Genomic DNA, 14,779 nt, shown 5'->3' on the forward strand with positions numbered 1-14,779 from the left:
ACTTACTATTAGCTATATAGAACTATTTAGAAAGGTAAACCTCCCTTCTGACCTCCAGGAAGGAATGGAGCTAAGGCTGAGGCCATCTGTTGTGCAGTAATTGAATGAACCCAAACTTTACCCGGACCTGTAACTTTAACGAAGTAGAGACCTTCTCCGCCAAAAAGCATCGTTTTAAAACCGCCTACTCTACTTACCGTAAACTGTACTCCTTCCTCCAAAGCTAAGAGATGGGAAGCCTCTATATCTATGCTTTGCCCAGGCATTAGCGAAACCTCGTAAAGACCGCCGTAAGCGTGAAGGAAAATTTTACCTACACCGTTAAATGTTGCAAGAAATAATCCTTCTCCTCCTAAGATTGCTGGAGCAAGTGGAGCAAGCTTTGCGTCGTAATTTACTGTATCTTCTGCAAACAAGAAGGAGTGAGATTCTGCCAGCAAACCTCTACCGTTAAGTTCTATAGGAACTATTTTTCCAGGAAAAACTCCCGCTATATCTACCTCTCCTGGACCTACAAGCTCAGTTACAAAAAACGTTGCTCCCGTTAATTCCCTCTTTATTGCCGAAAGAATCCCTCCCCTCATTTTAGCTTGAATTGCTACTGTAGAACTCTTTGACATTAAATGTCCAGCTTCGGCATATATTTTCTCTCCAGGGTTTAAGAAAACTTTAACGTATTGAATATCGTCTCCAAGAATTTGATACTGCAATTTTTCACCTATAATTAAATAGAATATAAAAATAATTATCCTTATTGCTTTACCTCTTCCTTTTCTGCTTCTAGCTCACCAGTTAATTCTTCTAAACTCTTCATTTTAGGTTCCTTCACAAATGCAATAGTTAGCAAAGCACCTACTACACTAATTATCGCTAACATTAACAGTAAGTTCTTCAGTCCTATAGATTGCATCAAACTAGGGAATAAGTATGTTGAAATCGCTGCTCCTATTTTACCCGCGGCAGCTGAGATCCCGTGACCAGTAGTTCTATAAGATGTAGGATAAACCTCTGCAGGAACTACGAATGTAGTAGTATTAGGACCAAAGTCTATGAAGAAGAAAGTTAACGCATAAATTGCCAATGTTTCTCCTGCAGGAATTAGGAAACCAGAAATCTTAGTCGCAGTAACTACTGTAACCGCACTAACTATAGCGTAAAGTACTGCCATCATAACAAAGCCCTGTGTCTGAATTACTTTCCTACCTAATTTATCCATTAAACCCACTGCAGTAAAGTAACCAAAGAAACCAACTATGAAAGGAATCCCTGCAAATACTATCTCCTGGCCTATACTTGAAGGTTTACCTAAAATTGAAGAAACTATTGGGCCTGAGTAAACTCCTGTCCCATAATATGCAACGTCTAGCATGAACCAAGTGCCTGCAGTTCCTATTAACAACTTCCAGTATTTACCTAGAAATCCTGAGAAGTTCAGTTTCTTAACTTCTGATCTGGTTATACTCAGCTTTGCACCTAGAAAAGATGCTCCCCTTTCTGCTTCTTTTAAATCTCCTTTTACTAATGCCGCATATCTAGGAGTTTCAGGAACTTTCCTCCTTAAGTATATTACTGTTGCAGCAGGAATTGCTCCTACACCCGCCATAACTCTCCAGGCTATATCAGGAGGTAAAGTAAATGCTGAAATTGCTCCTACAGCTACTGCAGCTAATGTTCCTATCCCTTGATTTGCAAAGACTAAAGCTATTAATTTTCCTCTATCCTTAACGTTAGCGTATTCACTCATTATTGTTGCTGAGATAGGATAATCTCCGCCGATTCCAAAGCCCATAATCATCCTGAATATTAATAGCCATATCAAATTAGGAGAGAACGCACTCAAAAACGCGCCTGCTGACAGTAAACTTGCTTCTACTCCGTAAATTTTCTTTCTGCCTAACTTATCCCCTAGGATTCCAAATATTAATTGTCCTAATATTGCTGTTACTATAGACGACGAAGCTAGGATTCCTTCATAAAACGTATTTAGTCGAAAGCCGGGAAGAGCGTATGCTTCAAAGATGTCTATTATTGCGCCTATGATAAATAAATCATAAGCGTCTGTAAAAAATCCCATTCCTGATGTGTACCAAATTTTTATATGATTGAAAGTTAATTTTAAGCCATCAATGCTACTGAACGGCGATTTACTCATTACGTTTCAAGCTACTATATAGAGTAGTAGGTTAAATATGTTACCTATATATTAACGAATTGCTATATAGTACTATATAGACTGTATATGTTAGAGAATGAATAGAAAGTTAATAAAATAAAAAAATATAATTTTAAATATGTCCGTTAAGGCATTCTTCTATTAGTTTTGCGTCCTGCTCAGGTATGGGTCTCTTTAAGTTTGCAGGGGCATTCCTCAGATATTTTGCTAGCTGGGCTTTATCTTCAATAAAAACTATCTTATCTAAGATTGATTTGAACTCGCAGACTCCTGTTACTTCTGGTTCTACTCTTACTCTGTATGGAAAAAGTGCTCTATTCCTAACTTTTTCTTCTGGAAAAACTGGGGTCTCGTCATGGTACCATTCAGTTAATACTTTCACTACGCCTACAATTTTCCCTCCATAGACTTTAGCATAGTATTTACTTACGTAGATTATTAGGTAATCTCCCTTAGCTATGTATTGGCTTAAGTCTTGCTTATAACCGTAAACTCCTTCAGAGCGAATGGTATCCCACATATCCTCTTGAATTGGTATTAGCCAGTAGGTCACGGTATGCTATATAGTTTTAATTACTTATAAATGTTGCTTGGCAAAGTTCAAATATTAATAAAAATAATTATTGTGATGAAGCTCAGAACACATTACGTATTTTCTTTAGGTCTACTTTCCCTCATTGATTCACTTTTCTTGAATAATTTTCTGGAAATTGTTGTAATTTCAGGAGTTCTCTCGGTGATTGTAAATAACCTCATTGATTCTTTGGGGCATGAAATCAGAGGGAGATATATAAGCAGGACTCCTAGGACTCACACATTAACGAGGAGCATAGCTTGGGGATTATTACCTCCTGTGCCTATTTCTATCATTATCTATTTACTTTTCCCCAGTTACCTCCTACCTATAGTTACAGTCATTGACGGTGTTATGGTAGGCCCTTCACATATGCTCCTTGATATTTTTACTGAGAGAGGAATATACCGCAAGGTAAATGGGAGATGGAAGAGGATAGCTTTAGCACACTTCTCTTACGATAACCCTATAATAAATGGGATTGCGATTATTTTAGGAGCTCTGATGCTATTTATAGCATTGGAACTTCATAGTTACTATCACTATTATTTCTAATGAGATATTAAGCGGAAAGAAAAGGATTTTTAAATATACTTTCTATTCCCTTTATTGTGGTTTGTAAGAAGTGGGAAATAAAGTTCATGATAAAGAAGTTAAGGAAGATAGAGATTTAGCCAGATTTATTATGAGAGAATTTTCTAATTTAGAATATTTAATGTTAATAATCAATAAATTAGAATTGCAAAAAGAAGACCACATTAAATACTCCAGAGAAAAGTAGGAAAAGATGTTTAGCGTTCACTCTTGTAATCCTTAGGTTAACTAGGCTTAAATATAAAGTTTAACTCTACATAGAGATATAAGGAAAATGTTAGCTAATCTCCTTCAATAAGCTTTCCAGATTTTCGTTCCAAATATCTTCAAAATATTTTTTAATATTATTTTTTATAAATTCTATCACTGTAATTATATCCTTCTCCACTTCATCCTTATCTTTATAATTTACAAAATTAGGATCAAAGCCATTATAGGAAAACGAGTGAAGAAGTAATGCAGTTTTAATTATTAATTGAACGTCGTAACCTAGCTTTGCTAAATCGTAAGAAATGCCAATTAGACCCGTAGTAGGGGCAGAATATCCTACTCTCTCATACCATTCCTTCTCCTTTTCAGATTTAAATTTTATAATTTTATCAAAATTTTTTACTATTAGGGCGCTAATTATTGCTTTAACAGCGATGAAAGCTTTTGATGAAGCATTTGTAATCATTCCTTTTCTTAGCATTTCCAAGGCTAGTTTACTCTCCATAAGCCCTTCCATGACTTTTACATAAATGTAAGATTTTGGATCTGCCTTATAATCTAGGATTTCGTACATTACGAATTATTACGAAATAACCTTTTAATAATTTATAGATAAATCTGACAGTTTAATTATACATTAATCTATTGATAATAACTAAATCATAGATAGTTTATACATATTATATTTATAAGCATCTGTATAATTGGAAGGCTCTTCTATTGTATTTACTAATAATCTTTATTAACACTTTCTACAATCCGAATTTGTTGACCAGAATTAAGGATGCAATAAATATGGTTTTATGGAAATATAGAGATAAGATTTCTGAGTTCACTCTAGTAATCTCTGATAGGTTTTTAGTTAATGCAGAAATTCCTTTTACTGGAATTGAAAGAGTTGATAATTATTACATTTATTTGACTGATGGAGAAACTGTAATACCGATTCATAGAGTCCTTGAAATAAGGAGAAACGGTAAAACTATATGGAGAAGATGATCCTTTTAAATATATAGTAGGATATTTATTCTTATGTTAAAGGAAATACTGAGTAATTCCTCGATTTCTGAGCTTCTACAACAGGAAAAAGAAATAGATTGTACAAAAGAGGAATTCTTTTCATCACTAGATGAAATTATTAACAAAGCCTCTACAGAAGGGTATAAGGTTGAAGGACCTACTTTATCTTACGATAGAGGGCTAAACAAGTTAACTTACGATTTAAAGAAAAATAATAAGAAAGTAGGTGAAATTTCCCTTTATTATGGGAATTTCTATAGAAAATATGAGCAATATGTAAAATTTCTCAAATTGTAGTTATCTTATTAAGTAATTCCACTGGAAGTTCTATTGCTTTCCAAGTTTTAGGATTTATTGATGCTTGAGTTATATAACCTTCAGTTGTTTTCTCTCCGTCTCTAAAAATAGCCATATCAAACCTTACTATCTTTTTTGATAAAGCCTTAGGAGATAAGACTACAGATATTCTATCACCAAGCCTTATAGGTCTTTTATAAACAGCGTGAGACTCAACTATTACAAACCACAGACTATCATTAACTATAGGGTAATTTATTCCTACCTTATCTTTCATGTACTTTTCTATAGCATTAGTAAAAAATCTATAATAAGAAGCGTAATGCGCAATTCCTTGTATATCAGTATCGTAAATTCTTACGGTTTCCTCAAATACGAATTCTGTTTGAGCCATATGAAATTTTCTAAAAACTGCTATTAAGGCTTTATTCGCGAATTTACCCAATTCCTTACAATTTCACTCATCTTTATGCACTCTAAAGCTTTCCTTTTATCGTAACTAGTCACCATGGAATACCTAGAGATTGTATAATGCGGAGTTAAAAAATCGCAAGCCTGATAAACTTCCTCCGTAGCATTAACTCCTAGGATTTTCTCTACTTTTTGCAAAAGTTCGCTTAAGTCGTGTGTGAAAGTGTGAGATCCCGTGTATTTTATTTCTATTCCTTTCAAAAGAAATTCTATACTTTGTTGAGAGGCAAAACATGAAAACCAATAGTATCCTCTGTCAACCATTTCTTTAGCAATAGAATAAAACTCATCACTCTTACTTAACCAAAACTTTTCAACCACAACGCCTTTTTTCTTTGAGAGCTTTAATATCTTGTGGAGAAAATAGTGAAAGATTTTGTAGAGAAGGTAAAAGAAAAATATGCAGGTAAAGTTACTATCGTGTTATTCGGTAGTAGGGCTAGAGGAGATTATTGGCCTTCCAGCGATTACGATTTCATGGTCTTCCTAGAAAGAGTTGAAGATAAAATAGAAGAGGCTTACGAGATTTATAGACTAAAGAGAGGATTTTCAGCAGATATAATAGTGTTATCCAAGGACGAATTGAAAGATAGAATTATAGAGAAGATGCTAGAGGATAAAATCGTAATATATGACGGACTTGGACTTTTTAGATAACTATAGTCACTCTCTCCCAATTCTTGGCATACGAAGATTAAATAATCTAATGTCAACATAAGAGATTAACATTTGGATCTTACCTTATCTATGAGTATTCAGTGACGACTCCAGCTTAATGAGCAGTGGAGAATCCCTGCACTATTGATTTGGACAACTAAACTTTTCATATTTTTAACACCATATAGCATTTATCGTAAAATCCTTGCAAAGTTACGTAACCTTAAAAACGATAACAATAGAAAGAAATTAAATAACTCGCTGTAAAGTCTAAGATCTCTTCATTGTAAAATGGATAAAATTTGTTTTATTACACTGTAAAATGAAAATATTTAAGCAGAGATTCCATAAAAACTGCTACTCATAATTCAATCCATGTTATTCTTGATTATCATATATCAGTATATCAGTATCTAGCAAAAACATCAAGATCCTCAGTACTTCCAATTCTTTATGGGCCGGATCTCCTATTCCACGACCGCCGACAGTCTAGGGTTTACCCCGGGCCTACCTCCGACCGGTGACCGGTAAGCGCTGACGTCCGGGTACTGCTGCCCCCTTCCGGATCTAGCAGATTCTCCCGGCAAGTATGGTTCCCCTCCTCCCTCCAGAGGAGGAGACCATAGCCGCCAGCCCTACTGGGCGGCCTTCATTGTTCAACCCGGCCCATAGACTGCCACGTGTTGTGGAATAGGAGTTACTGGTGCCCGCTTTACGCCATGCGGGAATAGGAGGTGGCGGAACTCCCCACCCTACCCGACCCAAAAATATCTATATTTAGAAGTCTAAAAAAACTTAGGTATCCCTAAAAGGACGTCTATATCTATTCCTAGACCTAGCACTATCGACGAGTAAATATTATAATAGAACGCGGAACCGAAGTTACCTTTATTTGCTAAATAATAAGCATAAGCCATTATTAATCCATGAGCAATTGTAGATCCATAAGCTATGGGACCTAGGTTATACATGAAATCTGCAAGGAAATCAAGAAGTACCGAAGTCAGTTGATTTAATCCGGCAAATTTTAATGCAAAATTTCCCAAAAGCACCGCAAAACTGTGCAGGCCCATTTGTTTATCGAATTCTGCATCTGGAATGTGATTATATAAATCAAAGCCTAAAGCCCAAAAGATTGTGGCTATAACGAAAGGCCAAGGAATTGCTTTCAGTACGCAGTACAATGAATGATAATAAAGGCCTGCACTCGCTATTGCACCGCTAAATACGGCTAAACCTTGTATTGAAGCTAAGTGATAATTGGCAAAGGCAGTATATCTTTTCATGTAAGGATAGCTCATTACTATTAATGCGACTACAGGAGATAGAACGAAAGCCCAAAAGTTCACAAAATATGCTGAAATGAAAAAGCCTGCTAACCCCATTGTTATTAGAGCTTTAGCTTCCCACACTTTTATTGCTCCAGTAACTAAAGGTCTTGTTTTAGTTCTAGGATTTTTAGCGTCAATCTCCCTATCTGCTAAATTATCATTAGTCATCCCTGCGATCCTTAAGAAGAATAGCGCAGAGAATATGAGAAAAAGAGTTTGAATTGGAGGTATTCCTCTTATTGCGACGAAAGCACCTAAGTAAGCCATTGGTAAACTAAAGAGAGTTTGCTCTATTCTGAGAAATCTCATTAAAGTGTGAAACTTTCCTTTATTAGCCGAAGTGGCACCTGGATCCCAGTTGTTCACAGTATTAGTTAAGGATTTCGGTTTTTAACTTCTTGCTAACTTGAAGATAGTAATCAAGACCGTCTACTAAGGCTAAAACAGAAGCTTCTATTACGCTAGTTGAAACTCCTTCAGTCCTCCAGTTTTCCTTACCGTCAGTAAATTCTATAGTTACCCTCACTAGACTTTCAGTATTCTTTACTTCTCCAGGTAAGACTACTCTATAATCTATTAACTTCACTTTTGAAATCTCTGGATAAATTTTCTGTAAAGCATTCCTCACAGCGACGTCTAAAGCATGAACCGGACCTACTCCTTCAGAAGCTTGTAACTGAGAATTAACTTTGACTACTGCTAAGGATAGGTTGTCGCTCTCGTTTATAACCTTCCAGTATTGTAGGTCTATAAACCTCGTATAAATCCCTAGTTCCTTAAGGATTTGAAGGACTGCTGATGCAGGAGCTAAATCAAAGCTATAACCTTTATTTTCCATTTCCTTGATTTTCTGTAAGGCACTCTTTAATCTTTCATCTTTCTTATCAATTCTTATTCCAATTTTATCCAAATAGTTTAGCAAATTGGATGAGCCTGCAAGTTCAGATATTACTATCCTCCTTTGGTTTCCAACTAGTGAAGGATCTATATGCTCGTAAGCTCTCGGTACTTTCATTACTGCGTCAGCATGAACCCCTGCCTTATGTGAGAAAGCGTTATCTCCGACAAACGGTTGATAAGGATTAGGATGTAAGCCTGCAAGTTCGTAAACAAGACTTGATATGATTTTTAGCTTAGTCAGATTTGGAATGACATTAAAGCCCATTTTAAGCTGTAAATTTGGAATTACTTGAATAAGGTCAGCATTTCCTGTTCTTTCTCCTAAACCGTTTATTGTACCTTGAACGTGCCTTGCCCCCGCTAGAACGCCCATTAATGTGTTTGCTACTGCACAACCGGAATCATTATGCATATGAAGCCCAACTTTTGCCGTTACTTGTTTTACTACTTCTGAAGTAATTTCGTATATTTCATGAGGTAATGTACCTCCATTAGTATCCGCTAATGCTATTACTGAAGCTCCTGCTTCTTCTGCAGTTTTTACTACTTTTAATGCATAATCCTTATCCTCCTTATATCCTTGATAGAAATGTTCTGCATCAAAAATAACTTCTAACCCGTGATCTCTCAAGTATTTTATGCTGTCGTATACGAGTTCAAGGTTTTCTTCTTTACTTACCTTTAGAACTTGAGTAACGTGAAGCGTCCAAGATTTACCGAAAAGTACTGCCGTTTTTACTCCAGAATCTAAAATTGCATTTAGATTCTTATCTTCCTCAGTTTTTACTCCTTTTTTCTTAGTGCTACCAAAAGCTGCTACTTTAGCCTTTAGTGAATATTTAGTTATTTCCTTAAAGAATTCCTCATCCTTAGGGTTTGACCCAGGCCATCCTCCTTCAATGTAATGTATTCCTAAATCATCTAATGCTAACGCTATTCTTATTTTATCATTTAGTGTGAATGATACAGAAGTAGTTTGTGCTCCATCTCTTAGTGTTGTATCTAGTACCTCAACTAATTTCTTGATCAGCCATATGTCTAATGTTTAGAATAGTTATAAAAACTTGATTATAGAATAACTCGTTATGAATTTTAAGGTAATCATTATAGGAGTTATAATTTTTCTAATAGGATTAGCTGGCATAGTGCTCTTACCATTATATTTTCCAAATTATTCTATAGTTAACCACCAGTATGTTAAACACTACTCAAGTGTTACTATTCCTGGAGGTGCAGGTAAGATAGTTTTAACATTTAACATTACCAAAGAAAATAATTCGATAATTGCTTTCATAAAATCTGGCAACGGTAATATATCGATACTTAATGGTAGTAATGTAATGCATGTAGTCTGCGATAAACAAAGTATGGTCAGCGTAATCCTATCTCCTGGAACTTATTACATGGAAATTATAAATGATGATAGCACTTCGCAAAATATCACTTATACATATGGTATTTTTAACGCTGACTTCATAACAAGTTTCTATAATGGACTTGGAATAATGACTACAATAATGGAAATCGTAACTGTGGGAGGAATTGCTATAGCTGCCATAGCCTTTATTTATGAGTTATTATCTAGACGCAAGAAGTGACCTTAACCAAGGTATCGTGTCTAGAATAAAGCTCGGACCCATGTGAGCTAGATAGTCACCTTTAGTGAATATAACCTTGTCTTTAAATTCCTGTAATCCTCTTTCTTCAAGTTTTTTAACAAATCTTTCTTTCTCATACTCCGTAAGCCTCTTTGGTTCATAAATAATCACGTCTGGATGCCTTTCAATTATTTCCTTATCATCTGGAGTAAAATAAGCCTCCTCTTTATCGTCAAAAATGTTTCTTCCTCCAACGATAGAAATTGCATCGCTTACATGACTTGCAAAACCCATAGTTATTGCCCCTCCTAAGTCAAATTCTACGTAAACCTTAGTATTACCCAGATAATAATTCTCAATAATTTTGCTTCTCAGCTCGTTTGCTAATTTTCTACCTTCCATTTTTCTGTTCACAACATCAGCAATAATTATTACGTTATCTATAATTTTACTTATGCTCGTTGCAACTTGTGTTGGATAAACCGTGAACCCCATGTTTATCAACTTCTTCGTTAATTCCTTTTGTGCTCCAGTTGTAGAGAAAATTAAATCTGGCTTCTTCTCTTCTAAGAAATCCAGTTTAACGTGAGTATAACTTCCTATTTTAGGCAATCTTCTTGCTTCTTCAGGTCTATAACTGAACGCGTCAGTAGCTATAATTTTATCTCCAATACCTAAGAAAAATAGAGTTTCTGTAGTTGCAGGATCTAAACTCACTATTCTTTCTAAAGGTCTCTTAATTTCCACGTACTCATCAAGGACTTGATTATAAATTTTCATATTTTCTTTTCTCTTTATTCTCTTTTAATTCATTTTACTCCTAAACAAGTTAATACCCCGTAAGCTCTCTTAGTCTTCTTCAATATTACCCTTGCGTTAACAAAATCTAAAGAAGGTTCACAAGGCTGTTTTTCCTTAACGTAAATAATTGTAGAATTGAATGACTTTGCTATTTCTTGGATTTTCTTATCTCCATTTTTCAATTCTGATGTAATTATAAAATTTACTGTATTTCTCAGAATATTTATGGATTTTAATGTAGAAATTATCGAATAATAAATAGCCTCTTTAGGAGTATTATTGGAGTAAGATATAGCAATAACTATCGATAAAGGTTTCATAACTATTTTCTCATCTTCAATATTGGGGCTTTCTTCTTCACTAACTATAATATCGGCTTCATTCTCCTTTCCTGTTCGCTCGTACCCTTCAATTGTACGAATATTAATTTTTGAGTAAACTTTCAATTTTCCAGAATTTAATAATTTTTTCTCAAAATCATCAATTTTTTCCTTATTCATTATTTCTAAGCCATTAACCCATGCGAATTCTTGAATGCTATAAACTCCTTGCTGGAAAGTTCTAGAAGTCAAAATTAGCTGAGAGCCTAAAAGATCCGCTATTATTCCAGCTATAAATGAACCGCCACACTTCTCCTTAAATAATGGAATAACGTAATTTCCATCTTCAGTTATTGCTATTACTATAGGAGTCTTAGCGGAGAATCTTTTAACCCTATAAATTACGTCCTCTATAGGATAAAAATAGACGTCGACTTCCTCATCTCTGTCAACTATAGAATACCCTAGTTCGTCCAAACTTTTCTTAACTTTTTTAGCAAGCTCGCTTGAGCTTTCGGCTATAATTTTTATTTTAGATACATACAAGTCATGTAGAAATTATTTTTGAGGTTTATTAGTTCTCATGTAAATGGAAAACCTATTACGAGACTTAACAGATAGCCTACGAGAATAAAAGGAAGAACTGGAACTCCCCAAGCTACCCAAATGTATGAATCCTCAGCAATTTTCCTTTCCTCAACTAGTTTCCTGAATTTTTGCCTCCATTCTTTATCATCTTCTTCAATAGAGAATGTGTTCCTAAGAGTTACATTACCGCTATCATCAATCTGCGTCAAAGGAAAGAGAAAGCTAGAATTAAGGAAGTCTTTAACTTTCATTCTTTTAGCACTTAAGGCAAAAACTATTCTCTTACTTAAGGGCATTCCTTTAGTATATTTGAAATACTTAGCTAAGTTGTATAAGCTAACTAGAAAGATTGAAAGTGAAGAGTAAAGAATTACAGTTAGCGGTTCTATCCCCAATTCTGAAAGGGTTGGAAAAAAGAATGGACGGACTACAGGATTTGATAAACCAATAATAAAAATTGCTATAAGATCTGCTCCTCCTACTAGAGATAACCTATAAAATGCGTAAAATACCAAAATTGAAACTCCTAAAGAATAGGAATAAAGGAATAAGTTGATGAAATGTACATAAAAAACAAGAAATACTACTAAAGGAAGGTAAATAAGCCAGATCTTAAAATCTACCTCCCTATATTTTAAATCTAAAATGGAAACATGAGTAAGCATTATGGACGTTAGAATTATTTGAAGAAAATATATCAACACGGCAGGAGACCCTCTTCATCCTTACCCTCTACGGGGCTGTCCAGGGCTAGATACCCCTTACTAATCTCTTAATTCTCATAGTTTTAAATCTATCCTCTTTTTCCATAATAAAAACTGTAACTAGGAATTATTCCTTTCATAAGATAAGATTTAATATTGCTTATACTCTTTATATAACGAGATTTATGTTTGAACTTTCAAAAGAATTGGAAGAATATAGAAATAAAGTAAGAGATTATACACAAAAAGTTGTAAAGGATTACGCTAAGACCATGGATGAAACAAACGACGGAGGAGATAAGATAGTCAAGGACTTCGGAGAAATGGACTTACTAGGAATGAAAATACCAACAAATTACGGAGGTTTAGGTTTAGGAGAAATAGCTTTTGCCATAGCAACAGAAGAGTTAGGGACGGAAAGCGGAGGAGCTTCTCACAGCCTTCATACTCAACTTAACGCACTTCAGTTACTTGTCTCAGTTGGAGGAGATTCCGCAAAAGATTGGATAGAAAAAGGTATAAAAGCTAAGGAAATTTACGCAGTAGCCTTAACTGAACCTGCAGCAGGATCAGATTTAGGAGCATTACAGACTAATGCGAAACCTGACGGAGATGAGCTAGTACTCAATGGGGAGAAAATCTTCACGAGTGCAGCGTCGTTCTCTAGTAAAATGGTCGTTCTAGCAAGAACTAGCGGTAACCCCGGAGATAAGACTGGGATATCCCTTCTTCTGATAGACTCCAAACTGCCAGGAATAGAAATTCATAAACTGGATTTGATGGGTATTAGAGGGGCAGGAGTATCATACGTTAAATTCAACAATGTAAGGATTCCAAAGGACTCTATAATAGGCAAAGAGGGAGATGCGTTTAAAGGAGCAATAAAAGCGTTAATGATAAGTAGGAACGGTTACGCTGGAATTGCAGTAGGAATTGCAAGAGGTGCAGTAGAAGAAGCTATTAATAGAGCTGCATCTAGAAAGCAGTTCGGAAAGGCATTAATAGAGCAGGAATGGATAGGCTTCAATTTAGCTGATGCTTACATAAAGGTTGAAGCTGCAAGACTCTTAACTTGGAGAGCAGCTTCTCTCTTAGATGAAGGAGTTGAGGCATTAACTGAAGCGTCTATGGCAAAGTATTTTGCTGCAGTTACCGCAGCTGAAACAACTAGAACAGCGTTACACATATTCGGAGGCCACGGATTAAATAGAGGTTCAAAAGTTGAGAGACTCTATAGAGATGCTAAAATAATGGAGATCGCTGAAGGTACCAATGAAATGCAGTTACTTGCAGTATCAAGGAGCTTCCAACACAAGAAATAAATAAAGAATAATAGAATTCAGCAGTAAGACCGGTAGGGAATATATTATAAATTCAAAAAATCCGAATCCTTTTCCTCCCCTATTTTCTGATGCCTCCGAAATTATTATATTACTTGCTGCTCCTATTAGCGTAAGGTTTCCGGCTATTGTACTTCCTGCTGCTAAAGCTAACCAGTCTGCAATTGATGTAGAATGATATTCAAACATTATGGGAATATAAATTGCGACGAGCGGAACGTTTGATAAAATTTGGCTCAGAAGAATTGAAGAAATGAATATTAGAAGAACCGAAGTAGGTGGTGGTAAGAATTTTGCCATTGCAGAGATCACTCCGCCGCAAAATATCCCTTCTGTAAATATAAATAGACCTATGAAGAAAATTATAGTACTCCAATCTACTCTTCTTATAATATCTCTTCTCTCAGAAGATATTAAAAGTAAAATTGAGGAAGTCGTTAAAGAGCCCAAGAGTATATCTATACCTAAATAACTAAGCGTGAAAAAAGATACTACAGTTATAAGTAAAAGTACAAAGGACGAATAAGCTAACCTCTTGTTCTCTATCTCTATTTTGTCTGGATTAATTCTCAAGTTAGGCAAGTATTTTCTGAATATTATCTTCAAAACAGGATAAGTTAAGACCAGGTTAAGTAAAGTAGGTATTGTCAAGTATTCTATAAACTTTAGGAAAGGATCCTTTATTCCCGAATCTAGGGCTATCAACAGGTTTTGAGGATTACCCGTAGGAAACATTACGCTACCTATTGTAACTCCAAAAGCTAGAGCGTAAAGGAAAGGTTTTTCATCAACTTTCATTTCTTTTTTTATTTCCAAAATTACTGGAGTCCAGCTTGCGGACAGTCCATCGTTAGTAACTAAATTTGAGAGCAATCCGGAAGTAACTAAAACGCTAAAGAGTACTTTATCTGGCTCTTTAAATTTTGAAATTATTGCGTAAGCTAAGTATTTAAGGAAGCCTGAAACTTCTAAAGCTGAGGCGAAGGTGAAAATTGTTATTAAGAAGAGAATAACATCTAGATTAACTGCAGATAGAGCCTTTTCTGGAGTTAATACTCCAAAGAGGATCATTAATACTCCCCCAAAAAACATTGAAGCCCAAGGAGGTATCTTAGTAATTCCTCGAGTGGCTATTAAAGAATACGTAACAAGCATTACTACCAAGGATAAATAATTCATCATGAGAAAATTCCAGCTTCAA

At 35.2% G+C, this 14,779-nt stretch carries 19 protein-coding genes and 1 other RNA gene; 7 read left to right on the forward strand and 13 right to left on the reverse strand.

Annotated elements, in window-relative coordinates; all coding sequences use genetic code 11:
- Positions 1-26: 26 nt before the first annotated feature.
- The 3 genes from HS5_RS09070 to HS5_RS09080 all read right to left on the reverse strand — a co-directional run bounded on the left by HS5_RS09070 (position 27) and on the right by HS5_RS09080 (position 2,726).
- The gene (locus HS5_RS09070; RefSeq protein ID WP_236751093.1) at positions 27-710 is read right to left on the reverse strand and encodes a TIGR00266 family protein; all 684 of its coding nucleotides are present in this window, start codon (positions 708-710) and stop codon (positions 27-29) included.
- Positions 711-751: 41 nt separating this feature from the next.
- Positions 752-2,152 carry an MFS transporter gene (locus HS5_RS09075; protein ID WP_236751094.1) on the reverse strand — a complete coding sequence of 467 codons (1,401 nt, stop codon included), beginning with the start codon at positions 2,150-2,152 and terminating at the stop codon, positions 752-754.
- A gap of 133 nt (positions 2,153-2,285) precedes the next feature.
- The gene (locus tag HS5_RS09080; RefSeq protein WP_236751095.1) at positions 2,286-2,726 is read right to left on the reverse strand and encodes an EVE domain-containing protein; all 441 of its coding nucleotides are present in this window, start codon (positions 2,724-2,726) and stop codon (positions 2,286-2,288) included.
- Between the two features lie 75 nt (positions 2,727-2,801).
- Between HS5_RS09080 and HS5_RS09085 the strand changes: the two genes are divergently transcribed.
- Positions 2,802-3,302, forward strand: coding sequence for a DUF1286 domain-containing protein (locus tag HS5_RS09085; RefSeq protein ID WP_236751096.1), 501 nt, complete (start codon positions 2,802-2,804; stop codon positions 3,300-3,302).
- Positions 3,303-3,372: 70 nt separating this feature from the next.
- On the forward strand, positions 3,373-3,528 hold the full coding sequence (locus HS5_RS09090) for a hypothetical protein (protein WP_236751097.1): 156 nt from the start codon (positions 3,373-3,375) through the stop codon (positions 3,526-3,528).
- 90 nt (positions 3,529-3,618) lie between these two features.
- Here the strand turns inward: HS5_RS09090 and HS5_RS09095 are convergent, their stop codons facing one another.
- Complete coding sequence (locus HS5_RS09095; protein ID WP_236751098.1) at positions 3,619-4,125, reverse strand: PaREP1 family protein; 507 nt, start codon at positions 4,123-4,125, stop codon at positions 3,619-3,621.
- 194 nt (positions 4,126-4,319) lie between these two features.
- Here HS5_RS09095 and HS5_RS09100 point away from each other — a divergent pair, with 194 nt between their 5' ends.
- Both HS5_RS09100 and HS5_RS09105 read left to right on the forward strand, forming a co-directional pair.
- Positions 4,320-4,550: an RNA repair domain-containing protein gene (locus HS5_RS09100; protein WP_256445542.1), complete on the forward strand. Its 231-nt coding sequence runs from the start codon at positions 4,320-4,322 to the stop codon at positions 4,548-4,550.
- 33 nt (positions 4,551-4,583) lie between these two features.
- A complete protein-coding gene (locus HS5_RS09105) occupies positions 4,584-4,868 on the forward strand; it encodes a hypothetical protein (RefSeq protein WP_236751099.1) in 285 nt (94 codons plus the stop codon).
- On the opposite strand, the gene HS5_RS09110 is transcribed toward HS5_RS09105, so the two are convergent.
- Positions 4,858-5,262: a thioesterase family protein gene (locus HS5_RS09110; RefSeq protein WP_236751100.1), complete on the reverse strand. Its 405-nt coding sequence runs from the start codon at positions 5,260-5,262 to the stop codon at positions 4,858-4,860. The genes HS5_RS09105 and HS5_RS09110 overlap by 11 nt on opposite strands.
- A 23-nt stretch (positions 5,263-5,285) precedes the next feature.
- Positions 5,286-5,660, reverse strand: a complete 375-nt coding sequence (locus tag HS5_RS09115) for a HEPN domain-containing protein (RefSeq protein WP_236751101.1) — start codon at positions 5,658-5,660, stop codon at positions 5,286-5,288.
- Positions 5,661-5,693: 33 nt separating this feature from the next.
- Between HS5_RS09115 and HS5_RS09120 the strand changes: the two genes are divergently transcribed.
- Positions 5,694-5,996, forward strand: coding sequence for a nucleotidyltransferase domain-containing protein (locus HS5_RS09120; protein WP_236751102.1), 303 nt, complete (start codon positions 5,694-5,696; stop codon positions 5,994-5,996).
- A 455-nt stretch (positions 5,997-6,451) separates the two neighbouring features.
- Here HS5_RS09120 and ffs read toward each other — a convergent pair.
- The 3 genes from ffs to cimA all read right to left on the reverse strand — a co-directional run bounded on the left by ffs (position 6,452) and on the right by cimA (position 9,257).
- Positions 6,452-6,759: signal recognition particle sRNA (gene ffs, locus HS5_RS09125), an RNA gene on the reverse strand.
- Positions 6,760-6,781: 22 nt separating this feature from the next.
- Complete coding sequence (locus tag HS5_RS09130; protein WP_256445543.1) at positions 6,782-7,693, reverse strand: 4-hydroxybenzoate octaprenyltransferase; 912 nt, start codon at positions 7,691-7,693, stop codon at positions 6,782-6,784.
- Positions 7,694-7,697: 4 nt separating this feature from the next.
- Positions 7,698-9,257 (reverse strand): citramalate synthase, encoded by a 1,560-nt coding sequence (gene cimA, locus HS5_RS09135; protein WP_236753520.1) that lies wholly within the window; start codon positions 9,255-9,257, stop codon positions 7,698-7,700.
- Between the two features lie 55 nt (positions 9,258-9,312).
- On the opposite strand from cimA, the gene HS5_RS09140 reads away from it, so the two are divergent.
- Positions 9,313-9,825, forward strand: a complete 513-nt coding sequence (locus tag HS5_RS09140; protein ID WP_236751103.1) for a hypothetical protein — start codon at positions 9,313-9,315, stop codon at positions 9,823-9,825.
- On the opposite strand, the gene HS5_RS09145 is transcribed toward HS5_RS09140, so the two are convergent.
- From HS5_RS09145 to HS5_RS09155, 3 genes are read right to left on the reverse strand one after another with little or no spacing between them, the layout of a single operon-like run.
- Positions 9,805-10,605 (reverse strand): ABC transporter substrate-binding protein, encoded by an 801-nt coding sequence (locus HS5_RS09145; protein ID WP_236751104.1) that lies wholly within the window; start codon positions 10,603-10,605, stop codon positions 9,805-9,807. The two genes, HS5_RS09140 and HS5_RS09145, sit on opposite strands and share 21 nt — an antisense overlap.
- A gap of 29 nt (positions 10,606-10,634) precedes the next feature.
- A complete protein-coding gene (locus HS5_RS09150) occupies positions 10,635-11,492 on the reverse strand; it encodes a cobalamin biosynthesis protein CbiG (protein WP_236751105.1) in 858 nt (285 codons plus the stop codon).
- A gap of 35 nt (positions 11,493-11,527) precedes the next feature.
- Complete coding sequence (locus tag HS5_RS09155; RefSeq protein WP_236753521.1) at positions 11,528-12,199, reverse strand: A24 family peptidase C-terminal domain-containing protein; 672 nt, start codon at positions 12,197-12,199, stop codon at positions 11,528-11,530.
- A 224-nt stretch (positions 12,200-12,423) separates the two neighbouring features.
- Here HS5_RS09155 and HS5_RS09160 point away from each other — a divergent pair, with 224 nt between their 5' ends.
- Entirely contained in the window at positions 12,424-13,560 is a 1,137-nt protein-coding gene (locus HS5_RS09160) for an acyl-CoA dehydrogenase (RefSeq protein ID WP_236751106.1), read from the forward strand.
- Here HS5_RS09160 and HS5_RS09165 read toward each other — a convergent pair.
- On the reverse strand, positions 13,534-14,757 hold the full coding sequence (locus HS5_RS09165) for an SLC13 family permease (RefSeq protein ID WP_236753522.1): 1,224 nt from the start codon (positions 14,755-14,757) through the stop codon (positions 13,534-13,536). The two genes, HS5_RS09160 and HS5_RS09165, sit on opposite strands and share 27 nt — an antisense overlap.
- Positions 14,758-14,779: the final 22 nt, after the last annotated feature.

The sequence above is a fragment of the Acidianus sp. HS-5 genome, assembly GCF_021655615.1.
In the GTDB taxonomy this organism is placed as follows: Archaea; Thermoproteota; Thermoprotei_A; order Sulfolobales; family Sulfolobaceae; genus Acidianus.